Origin of the sequence: Kutzneria sp. CA-103260 (assembly GCF_018263855.1) — a bacterium.
In the GTDB taxonomy this organism is placed as follows: domain Bacteria; phylum Actinomycetota; class Actinomycetes; order Mycobacteriales; family Pseudonocardiaceae; genus Kutzneria.
In genome coordinates this window covers 4,479,116-4,498,692 of the sequence record NZ_CP073318.1, presented here as the reverse complement: position 1 = coordinate 4,498,692, position 19,577 = coordinate 4,479,116, and the positions used below count along the sequence as shown (strand labels likewise).

Genomic DNA, 19,577 nt, shown 5'->3' with positions numbered 1-19,577 from the left:
CACTTCCCTGGTATACGGCCATAACCGATCGGGTATGGAGGCGGCGATGACCCTGGCCCAGCTCCGGGCGCTGCTGGCGGTCGTGGAGCACGGCGGCTTCACCGCCGCCGCCGATCGCGTCGGCATGTCCCAGCCGGCGGTCAGCCGCTCGGTGTCCGCCCTGGAGGCGGAGCTCGGCGCGCCGCTGCTGACCCGTGGACGTGACGGCGTGAGCCCCACCGAGGCCGGCGAGGTCGTCGTGCGCCACGCGCGGGAAGTGTTGCGGCACTTCGACTTGATGCGCACCGAGGTCACCGCCCTGGCCGGCGAGATCACCGGCACGCTGCGGCTGGCCAGCCTGCCCACCGCCACTGGCACCCTGATCGCCTCGCAGCTGCGCCTGTTCCGCAAGCGCTATCCACGAGTCGCCGTGCGACTGTTGGAGGGCAGCGACCACGAGGTGCGGGACTGGCTGGACCAGGGCGTGGTCGACGCCGGCGTGGTCACCCTGCCCGCGCCCGGGATGCGGACCGTGCCGCTGGACACCCACGAGATGGTCGCCCTCGTACCGGCCGATCACCGCCTCGCCACCGCGGAAACCGTTACGTACGAGGAATTGTCCCGGGAACCGTTCATCCGCTCCACCGGTGGCTGCGCACGCGTGTTCAACGAGGTCGCCGCCACCGTCGGGGTCCGGCTCGGCTCCGCCTTCGAGGCCCGGGAACCGGCCGCCGTGGTCGAGATGGTCGGCGCCGGGCTCGGCGTCAGCATCCTGCCCACTGTCGGCCTGCCCGTGGATCTCAGCGACGTCGTCACCCGCCCCCTGTCGCCCCGCACCGTCCGCGAGCTCGCCGTGGCCATCAGCGCCAGCGCCGCACCCGCCGCTCGCGCCCTTTTGGAGCAGATCGCCGGCGGGTGAATCCCAGTACGGTGATCGAATGCGTGCCTTTCGGCTCACCGAGTGGGGCAAGCCGCCGCAGGTCGTCGACGTGCCGACGCCGGAACCCAGGCCCGGCCAGGTGCTCGTCCGGGTCGCCGGCTGCGGGCTGTGCCACAGCGACGTCACCGTGCCCCAGCTGCCGGCCGCCGTGGGGGAGCGGCTCGGCTGGCAGGTGCCCTTCACCCTCGGGCACGAGGTCGCCGGGTGGGTCGTCGGTGACGGCGTCCCCGGCTTCGCCGACGGCGATCCCGTCGCCCTCGTCTCGCCAACTTCCTGTGGCCAGTGCTGGCACTGCCAGCGGGGCCTCGACTCCTCCTGCCCCAACGGCCGGGCCGGCCGCGGCTACGGCCGTGACGGCGGACTCGCCGAGTACGTGCTCGTCGACTCCACCCGATCCCTCATGCCGTTGGGATCCCTCGACCCCGTCACCGCCGGTCCCCTCACCGACGCCGGCGCCACCTCCTACCACGCCGTCCGCCGCATCCTGCCCCGCCTGCACCCCGGCGGCCTCGTCGCTGTCATCGGTGTCGGCGGCCTCGGCTCCTTTGCCGTCCAGTTCCTGCGCCTGCTCACCGCCTGCCGCATCCTCGCCGTCGACACCAACCCCGCCCGTCTCGCCGCCGCCCCCTCCCTCGGCGCCGACGAGACCGCTCCTTCCCTGAGCGGCCGCCTCGGCGCCGACGCCGTCCTCGACTTCGTCGGCGCCGACGACACCATCGCCGCCGGCCTGCGCGCCCTGCGCCCCGGCGGCTCCTACGGCCTCATCGGCGCCGCCGGCGGCCGCCTCAACGCCCCCTGGCTCGGCTCCCTCCCCGCCGACGGCGAGGTCTTCACCTTCCAGGGCTCCGCCATCACCGACCTCCAGGACGTCATCTCCCTGGCCGCCACCGGCGCCCTGCGCAATCCCGTCCAGCGCTTCGGATTCGACGCCGTCGAGCTGGCCTACTCCCGCCTCGCCGCCGGCACCCTCGACAGCCCCCGCGCCCTCATCGAGTTTTGACCGTTGGGGAGCCCACCCTGTCGGACCAGTGACTCCCGCCCCAGGCTCACCTACCGTCGAGTGTTGATGGTCCACCTGGAGATACACCCCGTGCGCCCCGACGAAGCGCCGGCACTTGTCGCGGCGGGCGGCCAGGCCGGATACATCGCCGACCGCCTGGCCCGTCAGGCGGCCGACCACGGGGTGCTGCTCGCCGCCTGGCTCGACGGCCGGCCCGTCGGCTGCGTCTACCTGTGGCTGGAGGACGCCGAGGAGGAGGAAATCCGCCGGCACCTCCCGGACATCCCGCTGATCACCCACCTCGAGGTGTTCGAGCCCGACCGCAACCAGGGTTACGGCAAGCGGCTCGTCCGGGCCGGAGAGCAGGAGCTCCATCGCCGAGGCTTGGCCGTCGCCGCCTTGGCCGTTGAATACTCGAACAAGCGAGCCGTGCGCTTCTACGAACGCCTCGGCTACCAGGACTGGGGACGCGAGTTCGTGGACTGCAACCGCCGCGACTGGCACGAGGACGGCACCTTCACCGACACGCCGGAGAAGTGCTACGTCTTCACCAAATCCCTAACAGACGCTCCGCAAGACTGACAGGCCCTGGATGTGCCGGCCGGCCGCTTGCAGCCCCAGGTGACGCAACACGTCCTTGACGGTCGGCGATTCCCGGCGCCCGAACAGGAACTCCTGGTGCTTCAGATAAGTGCTCCACCGCGTCCGGTCCTTGTGCCACGCCTGGAGGTAGTTCACACACAGTTCGGGATCGACGGTCTGGCAGCGTCCCCGGGCCGCCTTCAGCGCCGCGATCATCGGCCCGCGCTCCTTCTCCTCCATCGGCTGCACGGAGGCCCGGGCGAGCACCTCTGTGATGAACTGCTGCCGCATGTTCAGAAACTGCCGCCAGTAGCCGATATCGGCGTCACGGACACGTTTGCCGTTGTCCAGCAGCCAGAAAACGCCCTCGGCCAGGCAGTCGCCGAACTCCTCGGCCCGAGCCCTGCGCACGTCGGTGAACGGGTCATAAGGCTTCTGCACGGCGATTCCCTTGGTCTTCGCGGTCGGGCAGAGCCGGCTGCGCCCGAGAATGAAGAACCAGTCCTCGTTGTAGATCTCGGGAAAGAAAGCGGCGCACGTCCCGTTCACCGCGAGCGCGCCGCCGCCGACGAACGTCTCCTGGAAACCGCCGGTCTCCCGGTTGGCGTGGCACACCACGGAGTTGTCCGGGTAGCCGCCGTTGGTCAGCCCGACGGCGTCGAAGTCGTGCAGCAGTCCCACCGCGTCGACGAGGTCCTGCGGCTCCGGGATGTCGATGTCGTCGTCCAGGAACACGATGTGCTTCCACCGCATCAGCCGTGCGATCAGCAGGCCGAGATTGCGCTTGAAGCTGGTGTCCGTGCGCCGTTCCCAGGTGGTCCCGGCGAGGAGATCACTGGTCTCGAAGGCCGGGAGCAGGCCGGGTAGCACCGACGCCATGTCGACGGCAACGGCCTCGACGTCGCTTTCCTCGGCCAGCTTCGCCACGCGGCCGGCGTGGGAATGCTTGCTGCACAATGCCACCAGCGTGCAGTTCAGCTTGCCCGCGAGTTCGATGGCCCGGCGCAGATACGGCGCCGATCGCGCGGTGGGCACGATGATCGCGTCGACATTGCAGAGCCCGATCGGCTTCGTGTCGATGACCGTCATCAGGGCGTTGTGATCGCCATGGTGCACTTCGGAAGGCGCCACGACGGGGGGAAACGTGGCGCCGATCGCTGCGGTCACTGTGCGGCCTCCGGCCGTTGGTGGAGGCGCATCTCCGGCTTGGTCCAGTCCGGGGTCAGCGTGTGGCCACGCAGGATTCGGACCCTCGTCACCAGGCTGAAAGTGTCGTCCTCGTCGAGGTTGGCGCGAACGTACTCGTCATTGCGGGCCCGAAGCCGGGCATCCGTCAGCGCGCGGACCGCCCCGTAGGTCCCCCGCCCGAACATGCCGTTGCAGACCGTGAGAGTGCGTTCGTTGTTGTATGGATTGGGCAGGCGGTAGAAATGCGCCACGTCCTCGATGAGCACGTCGCCGCGGAACACCGGCCGGAACGACTGGCCGCCGGCGCCGACCACGACCTCGAAGCCACCGGGATCATCGGTGTCCACTCTGGTTATCTGCCGCACAGGAGGTCTTACGTGCAGCAGCACGTCCTGGGTCAACGTGTTCCAGTCGACGCCGCCGAGCAACACCAGATGTTTCGTGTAGTCGTCCTCGACGAGTTTGTTAGAAGTCGTGAAGTTCACCGTACTCTGCGGGTTGGTCATGCGCAGGTGGCCAAACAGTTCGATGAGCGCGTCCGGGTCCGCGTAGGTGTACAGCTCCACGTAGTCGGCGTCGCTGGGTTTGGTGAACGACCCGAGCCCGCCCGCGTACTTGGCCGGCAGCGGGGCGCAGACGATGAGGATGTCCTCCTTCACCGGAAAGTGCCACAGGCTGTCCGAGACGTCAGACGGGCGGGGGACCGTGCCCGTGTGGCCGACGACAGCCGACCGCAGCCCGGTGAGCTCGGCCAGCAGTTCCCTGTACCGCGTGCGTTCGGTGTCGGCGAGCTGGTCGACGTGCAGCAGCCGGGGCTCGTCCCCTTCGATCGACCGCGGGGTCGCGAAGAACCGGGCGTACGCGTCCAGCCGGACGGCCGGCGGGGTCTTCGGACTGGTGCTGCTCTCCCATGAGGAGATCAGGGGAACGCTGGTGGACCGCTCGGCGCTGAACGCGTCGGCCAACTGGAGCTGCGTCACGGGCTGCCCCGGCCATGTCTCTTCCCGCAACGCCCGCAGGCGGGCGGGCAGAGTGCCATCCGGGACAACGGTCGGCTGCACGGCGGTAACCCTTCAGTTAACTTCACCATACTCGCTGAAGCTCGCAACATACACCACCGGGCAGGTGGCTTGAACTAGGGGAAGCATCAGCGTGTTGTCCCTGGTCGGCCAGTTCGGTGGCCAGTTTTTACCCCTTGTCGACCAGGGTACAGAGCTCTACCCTGAACTTCACTCCGCTCGGTCAAGTTCAGTTCGAGTTGGTGAACTTCAGGAGGTGGTGAAATGAACCACCAGGCCAGGCAGCCGCCGGCAGCCCGCCGCCCAGCCTCTTCCGGTTCACGGCCGGCCACGCCGGCCTGGGCGTCTCCACACCGTCCCTGACCGCGCACCACCCGCAGTCGCCGGGGGTTCCCATGAACAGCTCGGATCTCTCCACCTTGTTCGCCGTCGCGCTCGTGCTCGGCATCGTGCTCTTCATCGCCGTCATCCGGGTGCTGATCCGCATCCTGTCGTCCGTGCAGAGCCTGCTCGGCACGGCCGGCAAGGTCTTCGCCGGCATGCTGTTCGCCTCGACGGTGTGCGGGGTGCTGCTGACCACCATCGTGCTGGCGATGACGGCCGCCTGATGCCCTCCGGCTACGACGCGGCCGCGTTGTTGTCGGCGGGGAGGCCGGTCGGCGCGGCGGCGTTGGAGGCGGCGACGGAGGTCGGGGCGACGAGGGTGCTGCCGCTGGGGCCGACCTGGACGGCCATGTGGGTGCCGCTCTTGCCGAGCATGGTCTGCCACGAGTCGAACCAGTCGGTCCAGCCGTCGCCGGGAGTGCCGGCCAGCGGGCTGCCGGTGATGGTCACCGGGTCGCCCATCAGCTCCTCCTGGTAGTAGGCCTGGGCGGCGTCGGGGGCCATGTTGACGCAGCCGTGGCTGACGTCCTCGGAGCCCTGCTGCCCCACCGACCAGTAGGCGTCGTGCAGGTAGTCGCCGCTCCAGGTGAACCGCACGGACCACGGGACCTTGAGGTCGTAGTAGCCGGGACCGCCGGGGGCGATGTCGGACGGCTTCATCTCGACCGGGTTGCCCTTGTCGATGGTCAGGTAGGTGCCGTTGGGGGTGTCGTGGCCGGGTTTGCCGGTGCTGATGGCCCAGTCGTACTGCAGCGCCCCGTTCTTGTACACCTGCATGCGGTGCGTCTGGGTGCCGGCGACGACGACGAGGGAGTCGCCGATGCTGAACGTCTGCGTGAGCTCGGCGGCCCCGTACACGCCGGGGGAGACCTGCACGCCGTTGAGGTGGCCGTCGAAGGAGACCTTGGTGTTGGCCGGCCAGTACTCCCGCGGCCGGAAGTCCACATGGGTGTCGTCGGCCCACGACCAGGCCCCGACGACCGGGTTGGACGAGGTGATCTGCAGCGCCTGCTCGACGGCGGCCTTGTTCTGCACGGGCTTGTCGAAGGTCAGCATGATCGGCATGCCCACGCCGTAGGTCTCGTTCTCACCCTCGTAGATGTGGGTGTGCACGACGCTGGCCGGGGTGAGCGTGGTGAAGCTGCTGGAGCCGGTGGTGGTCTTGCCGGCGGCGTTGGCGACGGTGGCGGACACGGTGTAGGTCCGCGCCACGTTCAGGGTGCCGGTGCTGGTCCACGTCTTGCCGTCGGCGCTGAGCTTGCCGTCGACGTGCTCGCCGCCGGAGACCTCGACGTCGGTGACCTTGCCGCCGTCGGCCTTGACGGTGATAGGTGTGTCTGGGGTGACGTTCTGGCCGTTGGCGGCGGGGGTGATGGCCAGCTTGGCCGGTGGGAGCGGCGGCGTGGTGCTGGTGGTGGGCGCGCCGACGCCGGTTCCGCCGGAACAGCCGGCGACCAGCAGTCCGCCCACGGCCACCACGATCGCCGGCCACTTCTTCATCACGACACGTCCTCCCGAGAACACCGCCACCGTTCGATCATGCCGCGCCGAGGCGCGGATCGCACGGCCCTTCAGTGCATCGGACGCTCCTCGGGCCGGACGGGTTGCTTCCCCGCCCGGCCCGGTTGAAGGTCACCGCCAGGTGAACGTGGCGACTGCCTTGGCCGGCAGGGCGTAGCTGAACGAGCGGCCGTGTGCGGAAACGTTGAAGGTGCGGGCGTTCGTGGCGTCGGCGTTGAGCACGACCAGCGCGGTGGAGCCGTCCGGATTGCGGAAGGCGACGTCCTCGACGTTGCCCGGCCCGAAGGTGTTCGAGTCGATCCGCACGGCCCCCGGCTTGACGAACTTGCTGGCCTGACCGAGCACGTAGTACTCGGCGTTGTAGGTGGCGGATCCCGTGGTGTTGTCCACAGTGACCGCGCCGGTGCAGGTGGTGCAGTGCATGGTCGGCCCGCCGCTGGGGTCGAGCGCGACGTTCCACGTCACCACCGACTTGGCCCAGTTGCGGGTGCCGCCGATGATCAGGTGCTCGGTCTGCCAGTCCAGCGAGTCGGCGAACGTGTTGGCGTGGTTGGCCGACTGCGACCCGGAGCACTCGGTGAAGTAGGCGTCCTTGCGCGGGAAAGCGTCGTGCACGGTGGACTGCGCGTCGGGATTGCCGCCGTAGCAGTGCCAGGCCACGCCGGCCGTGTACTGGGCGGCCTTCGCGTCGGCGAGCACCGTGGACGGATAGGTTGTGTCGTCCCAGTTGTGGTCGTAGGCGAGGATTCCGGTGCGCAGCCCGGCCGAACGCAGCGCGGGGCCGAGGTAGTCGCCGATGAAGCGGGCCTGGTCGGCCGCGGTCATGGTGGCGCCCGGGTAGTCGGCGGGGGAGTACTCCGGCTCGTTCTGCGGCGACAGCAGCGACACCGGCACGCCGGCCTTTCCGTACGCCTGCACGAACTTCACCAGATAGTCGGCGTATGCCCGAAGTGTCTGGTCGTCGGTCCTGACCGAGCCGCCGATCATCGAGCCGCTGGTCTTCATCCAGTCCGGCGCGCTCCACGGCGTGGCCATCACCGTGGTCTGCGGGTTGAGCCGCAGGGCCTGGCGCAGCACCGGCAGGATGTAGTCCTGGTCGTGCGCGACCGAGAACCGGGACAGCGTCGGGTCGGCCGACCCGTTGTCGTAGCTGAACAGCGAACGGGAGAAGTCGGACGCGCCGATCGGCTGGCGCAGGAAGTCCAGCCCGATGCCCCGCCGCGGGTCGAACAGCTTGGTCATGATCGCGTCGCGCTGCGGCGAGTTCGCCACCAGCCACGCCGACGAGTCGGTGAACGAGGCCCCGAACCCGGTCATCGACTGGTATCTCTTGGTCTCGTCGATGGTGATGGTCGGTCCGCTCGGCGTGCCGCGGCCGAAGACGGCCCCCGGCAACGGGGTCAGGAGCTTGTTCTGGTCCGCCGTCGTCGCCCACACCGACACCGCCGTCCACGGCGTGGCCTGTGCGGCTAACGGTGTGCCCAACACGAGCGTCGCGGCCATCGCCGCCGCGAACGTGGCACGGGACGTCATCGGCCCTCCCAAAGGGTTCTGAAACAAAATGGAACAGAACTGGAACAATTGCCGGCGGCGTCAGCAAAGCAGCCGCTCTCCGCACTGTCAACGCCGCCGGAATCCCGCCGAGCAGGAAACTATCCGTCCAGCTGCTCGGAGCGGGTACTGGAAAACGCTCTCCCGGTTACACTGACCGAATGAAACAAAGGGCTGTAACAAATGGCTAGGAAGGTCGGCGGGCGGGCCACCGTGCGGGACATCGCGGCCGACGCCGGGGTGTCGATCGCGACAGTCTCGCGGGTCCTCAACGACAGCGACGACGTGGCGCCCGGGACCCGGGACCTGGTGCTGGCGGCGATCGAGCGGCTGGGCGGCCTGGCCCCGGTGCCGCGGGCCCGCCGCAGCCGGATCGCCGAAGGCGCGGTGTACGTGCACTGCCCGTACGCGCTCGCCGACTACTTCGGACTGATCGTCTCCTCCATCGCCGAAACCCTCGACCTGCACGGCCGCCGGCTCACGCTCAACGCCGGCGAGGCGGTGCAGCGCAAGTCCGTGCTGCCCGGCCTGCCCCTGATGAGCGGTGTCGCCGGCGCGATCATGCTGCTGCCGCCGGAGCCCAGCGAGCAGCTGATGACCCTGCGCGGCGCCGGTTTCCCGTTCGTGGTGGTGGATCCCCGCACGACGCTGCCCCGTGACATCGCCGCCGTCTCGGCGGCCCACTTCACCGGCGCCCGCCGCCTCACCCAGCACCTCGTCGAGCTGGGCCACCGCCGCATCGGCGTCATCGGCGGACCCGGCAACTGGCTGGCCGCCGACGGCCGCCGCGCCGGGCACGCCGCCGCACTGTCGGAGGTCGGCGTGCTGACCTCGCCCGAACTGGTCCGCAGCGCCGAACCCACCACCGACAACGGCTTCCGGTTGGCCGCCGAGCTGCTGGCCCTGCCGGACCGCCCCACCGCGCTGCTCGGCTTCAACGACAAGATGGCCGTCGGCGCGATGGCCGCCGCGGCTCGGCTCGGCCTGCGCGTGCCCGAGGACATCTCCATCGCCGGCTTCGACGACATCGACCTGGCTCGCGCCACCAGCCCGCTGCTGACCACCGTCCGCCAGCCGCTGGAGGAGATGGGGCGCATGGCCGTCACGCTGCTGATGCGCCTGCTGGAACGGCACCAGCTGGAGGCTCTGCACGTGGAGTTGGCGACGGAGCTGATCGTCCGCGGCTCCACCGGGCCGGTACCGGCCTAGAGTCAGTGGGCATGTACACCGACGCCACCGCCGCCGCGATCGCCCGGGCCCGCCAGCACGGCGTCGGGGACCTGCTGCACCGCACCGCCCGCCGCTACCCGGACAAGCTCGCGGTCGTCTTCGGCGACCAGCGCTTCACGTACGCCGAGTTCGACGCGGCGGTGAACCGCTGCGGGCGGGCGCTCGCCGAACGTGGCCTGGCCAAGGGTGACCGGCTGGCCCTGCTGTCGCACAACTGCTGGCAGTTCGCGGTCCTGGTGTTCGCCACGGCCCGGCTCGGCGTGGTGCTGGTGCCGGTGAACTTCATGCTGGGCGCGGACGAGATCGCCTACATCCTCACCCACTCCGGCGCGGCCGGGATGGTGGCGGAGAGCGCGCTTCGCCCGACGGCCGACCAGGCCCTGGCCAAGGCCGGCATCGAAGGCGGGATTCGTGGCGCCATCGGACCGGCTCAGGAGGGCTGGGAGGACGTCGACGCGTGGTGGCGCGAGGGCGATGACAGCCCGATCGACATCGCGGTGGCCGACGACGACCCGCTGCGCCTGATGTACACCTCTGGCACGGAATCCCGGCCCAAGGGCGTGCTGCTGTCGAGCCGATCCCTGATCTCGCAGTACGTCTCGTGCATCGTCGACGGCGGCATGACCGTGGACGACGTGGAACTGCACTCGCTGCCGATGTACCACTGCGCGCAGCTGGACTGCTTCTTCTCAGTGGACGTCTATCTCGGCGCCACCTCGATCATCCTGCCCGCCCCGGACCCGGCCACCATGCTGGCCACGATCCACCGCGAGCGGGTGACCAAGCTGTTCTGCCCGCCCACGGTGTGGATCTCGCTGCTGCGCCACCCGGACTTCGACCGCACCGACTTGTCCAGCCTGCGCAAGGGTTACTACGGCGCCTCGCCGATGCCGGTCGAGGTGCTGCGCGAGCTCCAGCGCCGGCTGCCCGACGTGCGACTGTGGAACTTCTACGGCCAGACCGAGATGGCCCCGCTGGCCACCATCCTGCGTCCCGACGAGCAACTCGCCCACCTCGGCAGCGCCGGCCGCGCCTGCCTGAACGTGGAGACGACGCTGGTCGACGGCTTCGGCGAGCCGGTCCCGCCCGGTCAGGTCGGCGAGATCGTGCACCGCAGTCCGCACGCCGCGCTGGGCTATTACAACGACGAGGAGAAGACCGCCGAGGCCTTCGCCGGCGGCTGGTTCCACTCCGGCGATCTCGGCGTCATGACCGAGGACGGCTATCTGTCCGTTGTGGACCGCAAGAAGGACATGATCAAGACCGGCGGCGAGAACGTGGCCAGCCGCGAGGTCGAGGAAGCCGTGTACGAGCTGGACGGCGTGGCCGAGGTCGCGGTGTTCGGCATCAGCCATCCGCACTGGATCGAGGCGGTCACCGCCGTGGTCGTGCCCCGGGCCGACTCGACCCTGACCGCCGAGGATGTGCACGCCCACGTCAAGGAGCGCCTGGCCGGCTTCAAGCGCCCGAAGTTCGTGGTGCTCGCCGACGCCCTGCCCAAGAACCCCAGCGGCAAGATCCTCAAGCGCGACCTGCGGGCGACCTACGCGCACCTGGCCGCCGAGGAGTGATTACTGCCCGATGAAGCGGCCGTTGCCCAGCGGCCATCGCGTCGACCACGACAGGATGTCCTCGTCCGGCACGCCCGCGGTCCACAGCACCGCCTGCCGGATCAGCTGCCGGAACCAGGGATTGCCCCAGGCACGGGGATCGTGGCCGAGGGCGGTGTAGCAGACCCGGCCCTGGCCGTGCTGGCGCACGTAGGCGATGGGTTGCGGGCCGTCGGAGGTGTCCCGTGTGGCCAGCACCTCGATGTCGGGCTCGCAGTCGATCAGGTAGTACTCGTCGTCGATGGCGAAGTCGCCGAGGTGGCGGGTGACCGGGTGGCCGGCCTGGACCCGGACGTCGAATCGGCCCTCGGAGCCGGCGTCGCCGTGGGACAGATACCGGGAGCCGACCAGTTCGACACCGGCCCGGTCCGCCTCGACGCCGCCGGGACCGAACCCGAACAGGTTGCTGGCGTGGATGGCGACCAGCCCCTTGCCGGCGGCGACCAGATCGGACAGCGCTTGCTGCTCGGCGGGCTCGAAGCGGGGGCCAGACAGGTAAAGCACGTAGACGTCGGCCTCGGCGGTGGCCGGCATGGGATCGGCGAAGCGGTGCACGCCGACACCCCGGGCGGCCGGCAGCCCGGCCTCGGTGACGATCTCCTGCAGCGCCAAGGCGGCGCCGATCAGGTCGTGGTGCAGGTCGGTCCCGTCGACCAGCACCAGCGTGGACGGAATGGCGCGCAGCTTCACGGCCACCGACGCTACCGGCAATACACAGCATCGACAATACAAAGAGCAGTCCAGGGTCATACCAGTTGAACCAGAGCGGGCCGTCGGCTAGCGTCGGTGTGGTGCCGACCACGATCCTGACCAGTCACCTCGGCTACGACACCGCCGGCAGCAAGAAAGCCATGCTGCTGCACACCGAGCCCACCGAGATTCGCACGGCAGCGGTGGTGGGCGCGGACGGCACGCGGCTGGAGCTGACGCCGGGTCCCGAGGTGACGGTGGATCGCTGGTCGCTCGGCGCCTTCCGCCGTCTCGACTTCAGCGGTGTCCGCGAGCCGGGCACCTACCACCTGGAGATCGAGACGGCGGACGGCGTCCAGCGTTCGGAGCCGTTCGAGCTCGCCGACAAGCGCGTCCCGGCCACCGCGATGTCCGACTGCGTCAACTACTTCCGGGCGGTGCGCTCCACCGGCGAGATCGACCGCAAGGACCGGGCGGCCAAGTTCTACGGCGACGACTCGGGCCGCACCGTCGACGCCCGCGGCGGCTGGCTGGACGCCTCCGGCGACTTCAGCAAGTTCCTCAGCCACCTCACGTACACCCGGATGATGAGCCCGCAGCAGATTCCGTTGTGCGCCTGGGCCTTCTTCGCCGCCCGGGACAACCTGCGGGCCACCGACGAGACCCTGGCCGGCGCGCTCGGGGCCAAGCTGCGCGACGAGGGCCTGCACGGCGCCGACTTCCTGGTCCGCTTCCAGTCGCCCGAGGGCTACTTCTACACCGGCATCTTCGACGCGCTGACCAAGGACCTGAACGAACGCGTGATCAACGCGCCGCTACAGGACAGCGTGCGCACCCAGCGCTGGCAGGCCGCCTACCGGCACGGCGGCGGGCTGGCGATCGCCGCCCTGGCCCGGGCGTCCATGTCCGAGGTCAGCGGCGACTTCACGCCGGCCGAGTACCTGCGGGCGGCCCGCCGCGGCTTCGACCACCTGGCGGACCACAACACCGAGTACAGCTTCGACGGCACCGAGAGCGTCATTGACGACTACTGCGCGCTGCTGGCCGCCACTGAGCTCGTCTGCGCCGGCGAAAGCGTTGTGGTGCATGCGGAATCCCGGGCCCGGTCGCTGATCGGCCGCTACACCAACGGTCCCGGCTTCGGCTACCTCGTCGGCGACGTCGAGGGCCGGCCGTTCTTCCACGCCGCCGAGCCCGGCCTGCCGATCGTCGCGCTGCTCCGGTTCGCCGAGGTCTGCGCCGACTCGCCGGTCGCCGCCCAGGCCCGCATCACCGCCCTCGCCCTGGCCCGCGACGCCGTGCGGCTCAACGAGGAGGTCGCCAACCCGTTCGGCCTGGCCCGCCAGTACGTGCAGCCGACGGGGGAGGAGCCGCGGACCAGCTTCTTCTTCCCGCACGGCAACGAAACCGGCTACTGGTGGCAGGGCGAGAACGCCGGCATCTGCTCCACCGCCTACGCAGCCCTGGTCACCGCCGCGCAGCCCGAGTGCGACGAGGAGTTGCGGCAGCGCCTGCACGTGCTGGCCGATGACCAGGTGCACTGGGTGCTCGGCCTCAACCCGTTCGACAGCTCCATGTTGCAGGGCCGCGGCCGCAACACTCCTGAGTACCACGCCATTTTCAAGAACGTGCCCGGCGGCATCCTGAACGGCATCACCGCCGGTTTCGAGGACGAGCACGACATCGACTTCATGCCCGCCGGGCCGGTCGCGGCCGGCAACGCCTGGCGCTGGGCCGAGCAGTGGATCCCGCACTCAGCCTGGTTCCTGCTGGCCGCCTCGCTGTTGCGGTGATCAATGCTGGGGCGAGAGCCGCCTCAGCGCCAGCACCACGCCACCGGCCACCGGCGGCACCTCCAGCAGCCGCAACGTGAGCGACGGGTAGAAGTCGACCAGCTTGGACCGCAAGGCCTCGGCCAGCCGCGGCTGCTGGACGATCACGCTGCCGGCGGCGACCACCGTGTCGCCGACCGCGCCGCGCTTCTTCAGTTGGCAGACCAGGAGTTTCAGACTGCGAGCGGCCTCGTCGACCACCCAGCGGGCCAGGGTCGAGCCCGCGTCGGCCGCCTCGAACACCGCCACCGCCGCCGGCCCCCAGTTCTCCGGCGTGGGGAAGTCGTTCACCGCCCGGGCCAGCCCCGGCGCATCCGCGACGCCATAGTGCCCGAGCAGCGCCCGCAGCAGGCCATCATCCGGCCGTCGATCGTCATAGGCAGCGAGGGCGGCCTTCGTGGCCTCACGCGTGATGGCCGGCGCACTCGCCTCATCCCCGAGCACCCAGCCCCACCCGCCCGCGAACAACACCGTGCCGTTCGCGTCCGCCCCGACCGCGATCGACCCCGTCCCCGCGATCACCCCGATGCCTTCGCTCAACCCCGCCGCCGGCACCAACAACGCCGCGTCGTTGACCACGGTGGCGTGCACTCCCAGGGCCGCCACCGCCTCGGCCAGATCCCGGCAGTGCTCCTGGGTGTCGCACCCCTGCGCCCCGATGCCCGCCGCCACGATCTCGTCCTCCGCCGGCACCGCCAGCGAGATCACCGACCGCAACCACCGCGCCGCCGCCGCCACCGGCGACGCCGACCACCCGTCCGCCGGCCACTGGTGATCGCTGACCACCTCGCCGTCCAGCGTCGCCACCCGAACCGCGACCTTCGTGCCCCCGACGTCGACCCCGACCACAACTCTCATAGCTCCGGCACCTTGATGTCGTTGTTGTGGAAGACGAATTCCTCGATCGCCACACTACGCACGGCGGCGACGGCCTCGACCAGGATCTGCACCACGACGATCTGGGCGATGGCGGCCTGGGACGGCGGCAGCGCGGGCAGGCGCACGAGGTGCGCCAGGGGGCCGGGGTCGAAGTCCTCGCTGGTCACGAGGATCGCCGGATGGCCGGCGCCGGCCAGGGTTTCGGCGGCGGCGAACTCGCGGTCGCCGCCGAACAGGACGTGCACGCCGCCGCCGGCGGACTCCATGGCGCCGTGCAGGTACTGGCGGGTGCTCATGCCCGTGGCGGGAATGCGCGCCACTTCACGGAACAGCAGGGCGCCGGCCTCGGCGGAGCCGACGAACGGCCCGGCGCCGACGAAGTCGGCTGAGGTGGCAGCGGCGAAAAGCGGGGCCAGGGAACGGATCTGCGGCCCGAGGTCCCGTTCGACGGCGGCGACGACGTCACCGATCCGCGACCAGCCCTCGTCGACGCGGCCGCCGTGCCAGGCGTCGGCGATCAGGCCCAGCGCGGCGACGGTTGCGGTGAAGCCGATGGTGGAGGCGTAGCTGTCGGCGATGTTGCCCAGGTCGACCAGGCCGGAGGCGAGGTCGGCGATCGGCGAAGGCACCACGTTGACCACGGCATACCGCTTGCCGACCGGAATGGTCTCCAGCACGGCCAGCGTCTCCGCGCTGCGGCCGCTCTGCGACACCCCGAACACCGGATGGCTGCTCGGCGGGAAGGGCAGCGGATGGTCGCCCGCCCCCAGCCGCCACGAGTGGATGCCGCGCTCCCGCAGCGTCCACACCGGCGCGCACGCGGCCGCGAGGCTCGCGCCGATACCCACGAAAACCGGTCCAGGACCGGAAAGACGACCCCCAGCGGCGAGCTCCGCAACCGAGCTCGCCAGACGGTCGACCGCCGCCGCGAGGTCCGCTGCCTGGGTGGCGCGGGCCCGCGTGTAGGCGATGAAGCCGTCGACCATTTCTACTCCGTTCCCGCGTTTCTGGTGAAGGACGTGCGCAGGCGGTAGCGGTCGCCCGCGTACCGGATGGTGGACGACAGCAGCGGCCGGCCGGCCCGGTCCCGGACCACCTGCCGCATCTGGAGAATGGGCGTGGCCTCGGGCACGCCCAGGTGCTCGGCGACGGCGGCGGTCGCCGGCCGGGCCTCGATCGTGGTGTCCGCCTGCGCCAGCTGGAAACCGCGGTCGGTGACGATCTCGTAGAGCGAGGCCGTGGTGAAGTCGACGAGCTCGAAGTCCTCGGCCACGTCGGCCGGCAGCAGCGACTCGTCGACGGCGATCGGCACGCCGTCCAGGCGGCGCACTCGCTCCAGCCGGAACAGCGGCGTGCCCGGGGCGATCTGGAAGGTCTCGGCTTCGTCGAAGCTGGCCGGCGCGGCGGCCGCGCGCAGCACCTCGGAGGTCGGGGCCAGGCCCATCCGCCGGGCCGTCTCGGAGAACGACTCCAGGGTGTTGGGCCAGTCGCCGCGCGGCGGCGCGGTGACATACCAGCCGCGGCCGTGGGCCGAGCGCAGCACGCCCTCGTCGACCAGCGCGGACAGGGCCTTGCGCAGCGTCACCCGGGAGATCGACAGCTGCTGGCACAGGTCCCGCTCCGGCGGCAGCCGCGCGCCGGGGCGCAGCTCGCCGTCGGCGATGCGGGTGCGCAGCAGCGCCGCCGCCTGCGTCCACAGCGGCTCCGGGTAGGCGGCGGGCAGCACCGGCTGCTCGGCGGTCACGCTGGCCCCTGCATCGGCTCGTACCTCCTGTCGGCGGGTGACCAGAATACCAAGTGGTATTACTTTGGTCTGCTATCGGTCTGCTCGATGAGTTGATCGAACGCCGCATCCAGGCCTTCGTCGACCGCCCGCAGCCGGGGCTCCTTGTCGTGGTGGGCCACCAGCTCCCGGGCGCCCTCGGCGAACGACACCGCCGGCGCGAAGCCCGGCACCAGCGCGCGCAGCTTGGCGGTGTCGAAGAACATCGAGTGCCGGAAGTCGTGCTCCAGCACGTCCCGCCAGCCGGGCAGCACCGCGCCGATGTCCTCGCTGGACCGGTGCCGCAGCAGCGGCCGCCGCACGCCGGCCGCAGCGGCCAGCTCCAGGTGGATCTGGTCCCAGGTCAGGATGTCCCCGGAGACCACGTTCACGCTCTCGCCGACGGTGTGCCCGTTGCCCAGCAGCGGCACGAAGGCCCGCGCGAAGTCCCGGGAGTGCATCAACGTCCACAGCGAGGTGCCGTCGCCGTGCACCACCACCGGCCGGCCGGCGCGCATCCGCTCGATGGCGGTCCAGCCGGCCAACACCGGCACCACGGTCCGGTCGTAGACGTGTGCCGGCCGGACGACGGTCAGCGGCAGGCCGCTGTCCCGGTACGCCTCCTCCAGGAACGCCTCGCAGGCGATCTTGCCCCGGGGATAGCCGAACACCGGCTGCCGGCGCGGCGTCGACTCGGTCACCGGCAGCTGCGGGACCGGTCGGGCGAACACCGAGCAGGTGCTGATGAACACGTACTGCCCGATCCGGCCCTCGAACACCTCGGGATGTGCGCGCAGGTCGTCGGGGTTGAAGCCGACCCAGTTCACGACCGCGTCGAACTCCTCGTCACCGAGGACCTCTTGCAGGGCAGCGCTTTCCCGGACATCGGCCCGCAGCGTGCGGACCCCGGGTGGCGGCGGCCGCCTCGGTTCGGTGCGCGTGACGACGGTGACGTCCAGACCGGACGCCACCGCCTCGTCCGCGCAGGCGGAGCCGATCATGCCGGCCCCGCCCAGGAACAGCACCTTCATCGCGCCCCCAGCGAGAGTCCGTTGCCGACCAGGTGGTCATAGCTGCGCCGCAGCGCCTCGAACGTGTCGATGTGCAGCCGTTCCAGCTCGACGATGTGCCAGCGCAGCCCGGACGGCGCGGACAGCGTTGCCCGCCAGTCGATCCGCCCCTCGCCGATCGGCACCATCACATCGTCCTCGTAGCTGACCGCCGGCCCGTCCTTGACGTGGATGAACCGCGCGCGGTCGCGGAGCCGGCTGAGGATCTCCGCCGGATCGGCCCCGCCGAGCACGGCCCAGTAGGCGTCCAGCTCGACCAGCACCCGCTCGTCGAGCAGTTCCAACAGCAGGTCGTAGGCCTGCACGCCGTCGAAGAACTGGGCGAACTCGGCGAAGTGGTTGTGGTACGCGATGGTCATGCCCCGGGTGGACGCGTGCTCGGCGGCCACGTTGACCCGCTGCACGCCGCGCTTGATCGCGTCGGGCGAGTCGAACTCCTCGCGTTCCATGCTCCACACCAGGACTTCCGCGCCCAGCTCCTGGTTCTGGTCCAAGATGGACTCCGCGTCCGGGCCGGCCGGGAACGGCGCGTGCGCGCTCGTCACGACCAGCCCGGCCGCGTCCAGCGCGTCCCGCACGCGCGCCGGTCCGAAGTGCTCGACCAGGCCGTAGGTCTCCACGCCCCGGTAGCCGATCTCGGCCAGCCGGGCGAACGTGCCGTCGAGATCGGCGCGGGCCTGGTCGAGCACGGTGTACGCCATCACGGCGAGCTCGGCGGTCACGCGGGCTTCAGCCTCAGCGCCACCACCACGTTCGGCACCGCGGTGAAGTACGGGTGGTCCGGGTCCGGGAAGCCGGTCACCTTGGCCGTGCTCCAGCTGCTGTAGGAACCCCAGTAGAACATGGGGATCCACGGCAGCTGCTCCACGAACACCGTCTCGATCTTGTCCAGGATCTGCTGCCGCGCCTCGTCGGTGTTGGCCAGCGGGTACTGCTTGAACAGCTCGGCCGCCTGGTCGTCGCGGAACCGCTCGATGTTCTGGTACGACGGCGTGGACTGCCCGATCGGGTAGTACAGGTTGGGATTCATGGTGTCGTTGTAGAACGAGAACCCGCGCGGCGTCGGGCTCACCGGGTAGCCCATGGTGGAGTCGAAGTCCCCCTTGGCCGTGCGGGGGTTGATGTCGTCCACCGTGGTCGTGTCGATGTTCAGCTTGATGCCGATGTCCTTGAGCTGCGACACCAGCACCTGCACCCGCGCGGCGATCTCGGTGTAGGAGGCCGGGAAGCTGCAGCTGAACTCGACCCGTTTGCCGCTCTTGGCGTAGTAGCCGTCGCTGGCCTTGACGTAGCCGGCCGCCTGTAGCGTCTGCTCCGCCTTGGCCTTGTCCTCCTCCAGGTTCACGTTCTTGTACTGCGGGGACACGGAGGACTGGTAGGCCGGCAGCGGCAGGCCGGTGACGCTGGTCGCGGGCTGCTCGCCGCTGGCCGCGGCCACCTGCTTCCGTTTCACGCCAAGGCTGATCGCCCTGCGCACGGCGACGTCCGAGAGCGGCCAGCGCTCCAGGTTGGGAATCAGGCCGTCGGTGCCGGCGCGCGGCGCCCAGAAGTGGTAGTTGGAGCTCTTCGAGGTGAACGTCTTGTCCGCGTTGGCGATGTAGGTTCCGGCCCAGTCGGCCTGGCCCTGCACCATCGCGTTGGTGATGGTGGAGTTGTCCTTGTACGGCACGAATCGGATCGCCGCGATCTGCGCCTTGGTCTGCCAGTAGTCGTCGTTGCGGGTGAGCAACAGGCTCTGCGCGGAGAACTGGCCCACCTTGAACGCGCCGGTGCCGACCGGGTTCGGGTCCTGGTAGCTGGTCGGGTCCTTGACCGACTCCCACAGCCGCTTGGCCACGATCGGCACGGACACGAGGTTCGTGAACAGCTGCTGGGACGGGTCCTTGAAGGTGAAAACGACCTTGTTCGGAGCCGGCGAGCTGACGTCGCCGGCCGGCGCGCCCTGGAGGTTCAGCGCCGGGTACTTGGCCAGCAGCTGGTAGCTGAACACCACGTCATCGGCCGAGAACGGCTTGCCGTCGTGCCATTTCACGTTGTCCTGCAACGTGACCGTGAACGTCTTGTTGTCGTCCGACCACTCCCAGGACTTGGCCAGCCACGGGATGTCCTTGCCGATGTCGACGGTGTTGACCTGCACCAGCGGCTCGTAGATGAAGCTGCCGTTGTAGGTCACGCCGAGCGCGGTGTTCTCCAGGAACGGGTTGAACACCTGGGTGAGGTTGTCGGACTGGCCGGCGACGGTGATGGTCAGCCCGTTGGCCGACGAGCCGCTGCCCGACGAGCAGGAGGCGAGGGCGAGGCCGCCCGCGGTGGCGAGCATTCCCGCCAGCAGGCTCCTTC

Annotated in this window: 18 protein-coding genes; 7 read left to right on the top strand and 11 right to left on the bottom strand. The window is 70.0% G+C overall.

Features of this window, described 5'->3' with window-relative positions:
- Positions 1–46 precede the first annotated feature (46 nt).
- The 3 genes from JJ691_RS19320 to JJ691_RS19310 all read left to right on the top strand — a co-directional run bounded on the left by JJ691_RS19320 (position 47) and on the right by JJ691_RS19310 (position 2,501).
- Positions 47–898: a LysR family transcriptional regulator gene (locus JJ691_RS19320; protein ID WP_211770142.1), complete on the top strand. Its 852-nt coding sequence runs from the start codon at positions 47–49 to the stop codon at positions 896–898.
- 19 nt (positions 899–917) lie between these two features.
- Positions 918–1,919, top strand: coding sequence for an alcohol dehydrogenase catalytic domain-containing protein (locus tag JJ691_RS19315; protein ID WP_211770141.1), 1,002 nt, complete (start codon positions 918–920; stop codon positions 1,917–1,919).
- Between the two features lie 90 nt (positions 1,920–2,009).
- The gene (locus JJ691_RS19310; RefSeq protein ID WP_211770140.1) at positions 2,010–2,501 is read left to right on the top strand and encodes a GNAT family N-acetyltransferase; all 492 of its coding nucleotides are present in this window, start codon (positions 2,010–2,012) and stop codon (positions 2,499–2,501) included.
- On the opposite strand, the gene JJ691_RS19305 is transcribed toward JJ691_RS19310, so the two are convergent.
- Together JJ691_RS19305 and JJ691_RS19300 are read right to left on the bottom strand one after the other, a co-directional pair.
- Positions 2,478–3,590 (bottom strand): glycosyltransferase family 2 protein, encoded by a 1,113-nt coding sequence (locus tag JJ691_RS19305; RefSeq protein ID WP_211770139.1) that lies wholly within the window; start codon positions 3,588–3,590, stop codon positions 2,478–2,480. The genes JJ691_RS19310 and JJ691_RS19305 overlap by 24 nt on opposite strands.
- Positions 3,591–3,664: 74 nt before the next feature.
- Positions 3,665–4,750 carry an XRE family transcriptional regulator gene (locus JJ691_RS19300; protein WP_211770138.1) on the bottom strand — a complete coding sequence of 362 codons (1,086 nt, stop codon included), beginning with the start codon at positions 4,748–4,750 and terminating at the stop codon, positions 3,665–3,667.
- Between the two features lie 353 nt (positions 4,751–5,103).
- On the opposite strand from JJ691_RS19300, the gene JJ691_RS19295 reads away from it, so the two are divergent.
- A complete protein-coding gene (locus tag JJ691_RS19295; RefSeq protein WP_211770137.1) occupies positions 5,104–5,316 on the top strand; it encodes a hypothetical protein in 213 nt (70 codons plus the stop codon).
- 10 nt (positions 5,317–5,326) lie between these two features.
- Here JJ691_RS19295 and JJ691_RS19290 read toward each other — a convergent pair whose 3' ends face one another.
- Positions 5,327–6,592 (bottom strand): L,D-transpeptidase, encoded by a 1,266-nt coding sequence (locus JJ691_RS19290; RefSeq protein ID WP_249228245.1) that lies wholly within the window; start codon positions 6,590–6,592, stop codon positions 5,327–5,329.
- A 132-nt stretch (positions 6,593–6,724) separates the two neighbouring features.
- A complete protein-coding gene (locus JJ691_RS19285; protein ID WP_211770135.1) occupies positions 6,725–8,146 on the bottom strand; it encodes a glycoside hydrolase family 30 protein in 1,422 nt (473 codons plus the stop codon).
- Positions 8,147–8,347: 201 nt separating this feature from the next.
- Here JJ691_RS19285 and JJ691_RS19280 point away from each other — a divergent pair, with 201 nt between their 5' ends.
- Together JJ691_RS19280 and JJ691_RS19275 are read left to right on the top strand one after the other, a co-directional pair.
- Complete coding sequence (locus JJ691_RS19280) at positions 8,348–9,373, top strand: LacI family DNA-binding transcriptional regulator (RefSeq protein WP_211770134.1); 1,026 nt, start codon at positions 8,348–8,350, stop codon at positions 9,371–9,373.
- Positions 9,374–9,384: 11 nt separating this feature from the next.
- Positions 9,385–10,965, top strand: a complete 1,581-nt coding sequence (locus JJ691_RS19275; protein ID WP_211770133.1) for an acyl-CoA synthetase — start codon at positions 9,385–9,387, stop codon at positions 10,963–10,965.
- On the opposite strand, the gene JJ691_RS19270 is transcribed toward JJ691_RS19275, so the two are convergent.
- On the bottom strand, positions 10,966–11,694 hold the full coding sequence (locus JJ691_RS19270) for a ThuA domain-containing protein (RefSeq protein WP_211770132.1): 729 nt from the start codon (positions 11,692–11,694) through the stop codon (positions 10,966–10,968).
- A 101-nt stretch (positions 11,695–11,795) separates the two neighbouring features.
- Between JJ691_RS19270 and JJ691_RS19265 the strand changes: the two genes are divergently transcribed.
- Positions 11,796–13,487, top strand: a complete 1,692-nt coding sequence (locus JJ691_RS19265; protein WP_211770131.1) for a glycoside hydrolase family 9 protein — start codon at positions 11,796–11,798, stop codon at positions 13,485–13,487.
- On the opposite strand, the gene JJ691_RS19260 is transcribed toward JJ691_RS19265, so the two are convergent.
- The 6 genes from JJ691_RS19260 to JJ691_RS19235 are packed head-to-tail and all read right to left on the bottom strand — an operon-like array spanning position 13,488 to position 19,557.
- Positions 13,488–14,384 carry a BadF/BadG/BcrA/BcrD ATPase family protein gene (locus JJ691_RS19260; RefSeq protein ID WP_211770130.1) on the bottom strand — a complete coding sequence of 299 codons (897 nt, stop codon included), beginning with the start codon at positions 14,382–14,384 and terminating at the stop codon, positions 13,488–13,490.
- A complete protein-coding gene (locus tag JJ691_RS19255) occupies positions 14,381–15,391 on the bottom strand; it encodes an SIS domain-containing protein (RefSeq protein WP_211770129.1) in 1,011 nt (336 codons plus the stop codon). The genes JJ691_RS19260 and JJ691_RS19255 overlap by 4 nt, the downstream gene beginning before the upstream one ends.
- Positions 15,392–15,393: 2 nt before the next feature.
- Positions 15,394–16,149 carry a GntR family transcriptional regulator gene (locus JJ691_RS19250; protein ID WP_211770128.1) on the bottom strand — a complete coding sequence of 252 codons (756 nt, stop codon included), beginning with the start codon at positions 16,147–16,149 and terminating at the stop codon, positions 15,394–15,396.
- 59 nt (positions 16,150–16,208) lie between these two features.
- On the bottom strand, positions 16,209–17,198 hold the full coding sequence (locus JJ691_RS19245) for an NAD-dependent epimerase/dehydratase family protein (RefSeq protein WP_211770127.1): 990 nt from the start codon (positions 17,196–17,198) through the stop codon (positions 16,209–16,211).
- Entirely contained in the window at positions 17,195–17,959 is a 765-nt protein-coding gene (locus tag JJ691_RS19240; RefSeq protein ID WP_211770126.1) for a sugar phosphate isomerase/epimerase family protein, read from the bottom strand. Before JJ691_RS19240 ends, JJ691_RS19245 begins: the two co-directional genes overlap by 4 nt.
- A complete protein-coding gene (locus JJ691_RS19235) occupies positions 17,956–19,557 on the bottom strand; it encodes an ABC transporter substrate-binding protein (protein ID WP_211770125.1) in 1,602 nt (533 codons plus the stop codon). Before JJ691_RS19235 ends, JJ691_RS19240 begins: the two co-directional genes overlap by 4 nt.
- Positions 19,558–19,577 lie beyond the last annotated feature (20 nt).

Coding starts and splice junctions, on each gene's coding strand:
- JJ691_RS19275 (WP_211770133.1), top strand. CDS start 9,385: ATGTACACCGACGCCACCGCCGCCGCGATCGCCCGGGCCCGCCAGCAC.
- JJ691_RS19290 (WP_249228245.1), bottom strand. CDS start 6,592: ATGAAGAAGTGGCCGGCGATCGTGGTGGCCGTGGGCGGACTGCTGGTC.
- JJ691_RS19280 (WP_211770134.1), top strand. CDS start 8,348: ATGGCTAGGAAGGTCGGCGGGCGGGCCACCGTGCGGGACATCGCGGCC.
- JJ691_RS19305 (WP_211770139.1), bottom strand. CDS start 3,590: ATGACGGTCATCGACACGAAGCCGATCGGGCTCTGCAATGTCGACGCG.
- JJ691_RS19285 (WP_211770135.1), bottom strand. CDS start 8,146: ATGACGTCCCGTGCCACGTTCGCGGCGGCGATGGCCGCGACGCTCGTG.
- JJ691_RS19260 (WP_211770130.1), bottom strand. CDS start 14,384: ATGAGAGTTGTGGTCGGGGTCGACGTCGGGGGCACGAAGGTCGCGGTT.
- JJ691_RS19315 (WP_211770141.1), top strand. CDS start 918: ATGCGTGCCTTTCGGCTCACCGAGTGGGGCAAGCCGCCGCAGGTCGTC.
- JJ691_RS19235 (WP_211770125.1), bottom strand. CDS start 19,557: ATGCTCGCCACCGCGGGCGGCCTCGCCCTCGCCTCCTGCTCGTCGGGC.
- JJ691_RS19320 (WP_211770142.1), top strand. CDS start 47: ATGACCCTGGCCCAGCTCCGGGCGCTGCTGGCGGTCGTGGAGCACGGC.
- JJ691_RS19295 (WP_211770137.1), top strand. CDS start 5,104: ATGAACAGCTCGGATCTCTCCACCTTGTTCGCCGTCGCGCTCGTGCTC.
- JJ691_RS19245 (WP_211770127.1), bottom strand. CDS start 17,198: ATGAAGGTGCTGTTCCTGGGCGGGGCCGGCATGATCGGCTCCGCCTGC.
- JJ691_RS19255 (WP_211770129.1), bottom strand. CDS start 15,391: ATGGTCGACGGCTTCATCGCCTACACGCGGGCCCGCGCCACCCAGGCA.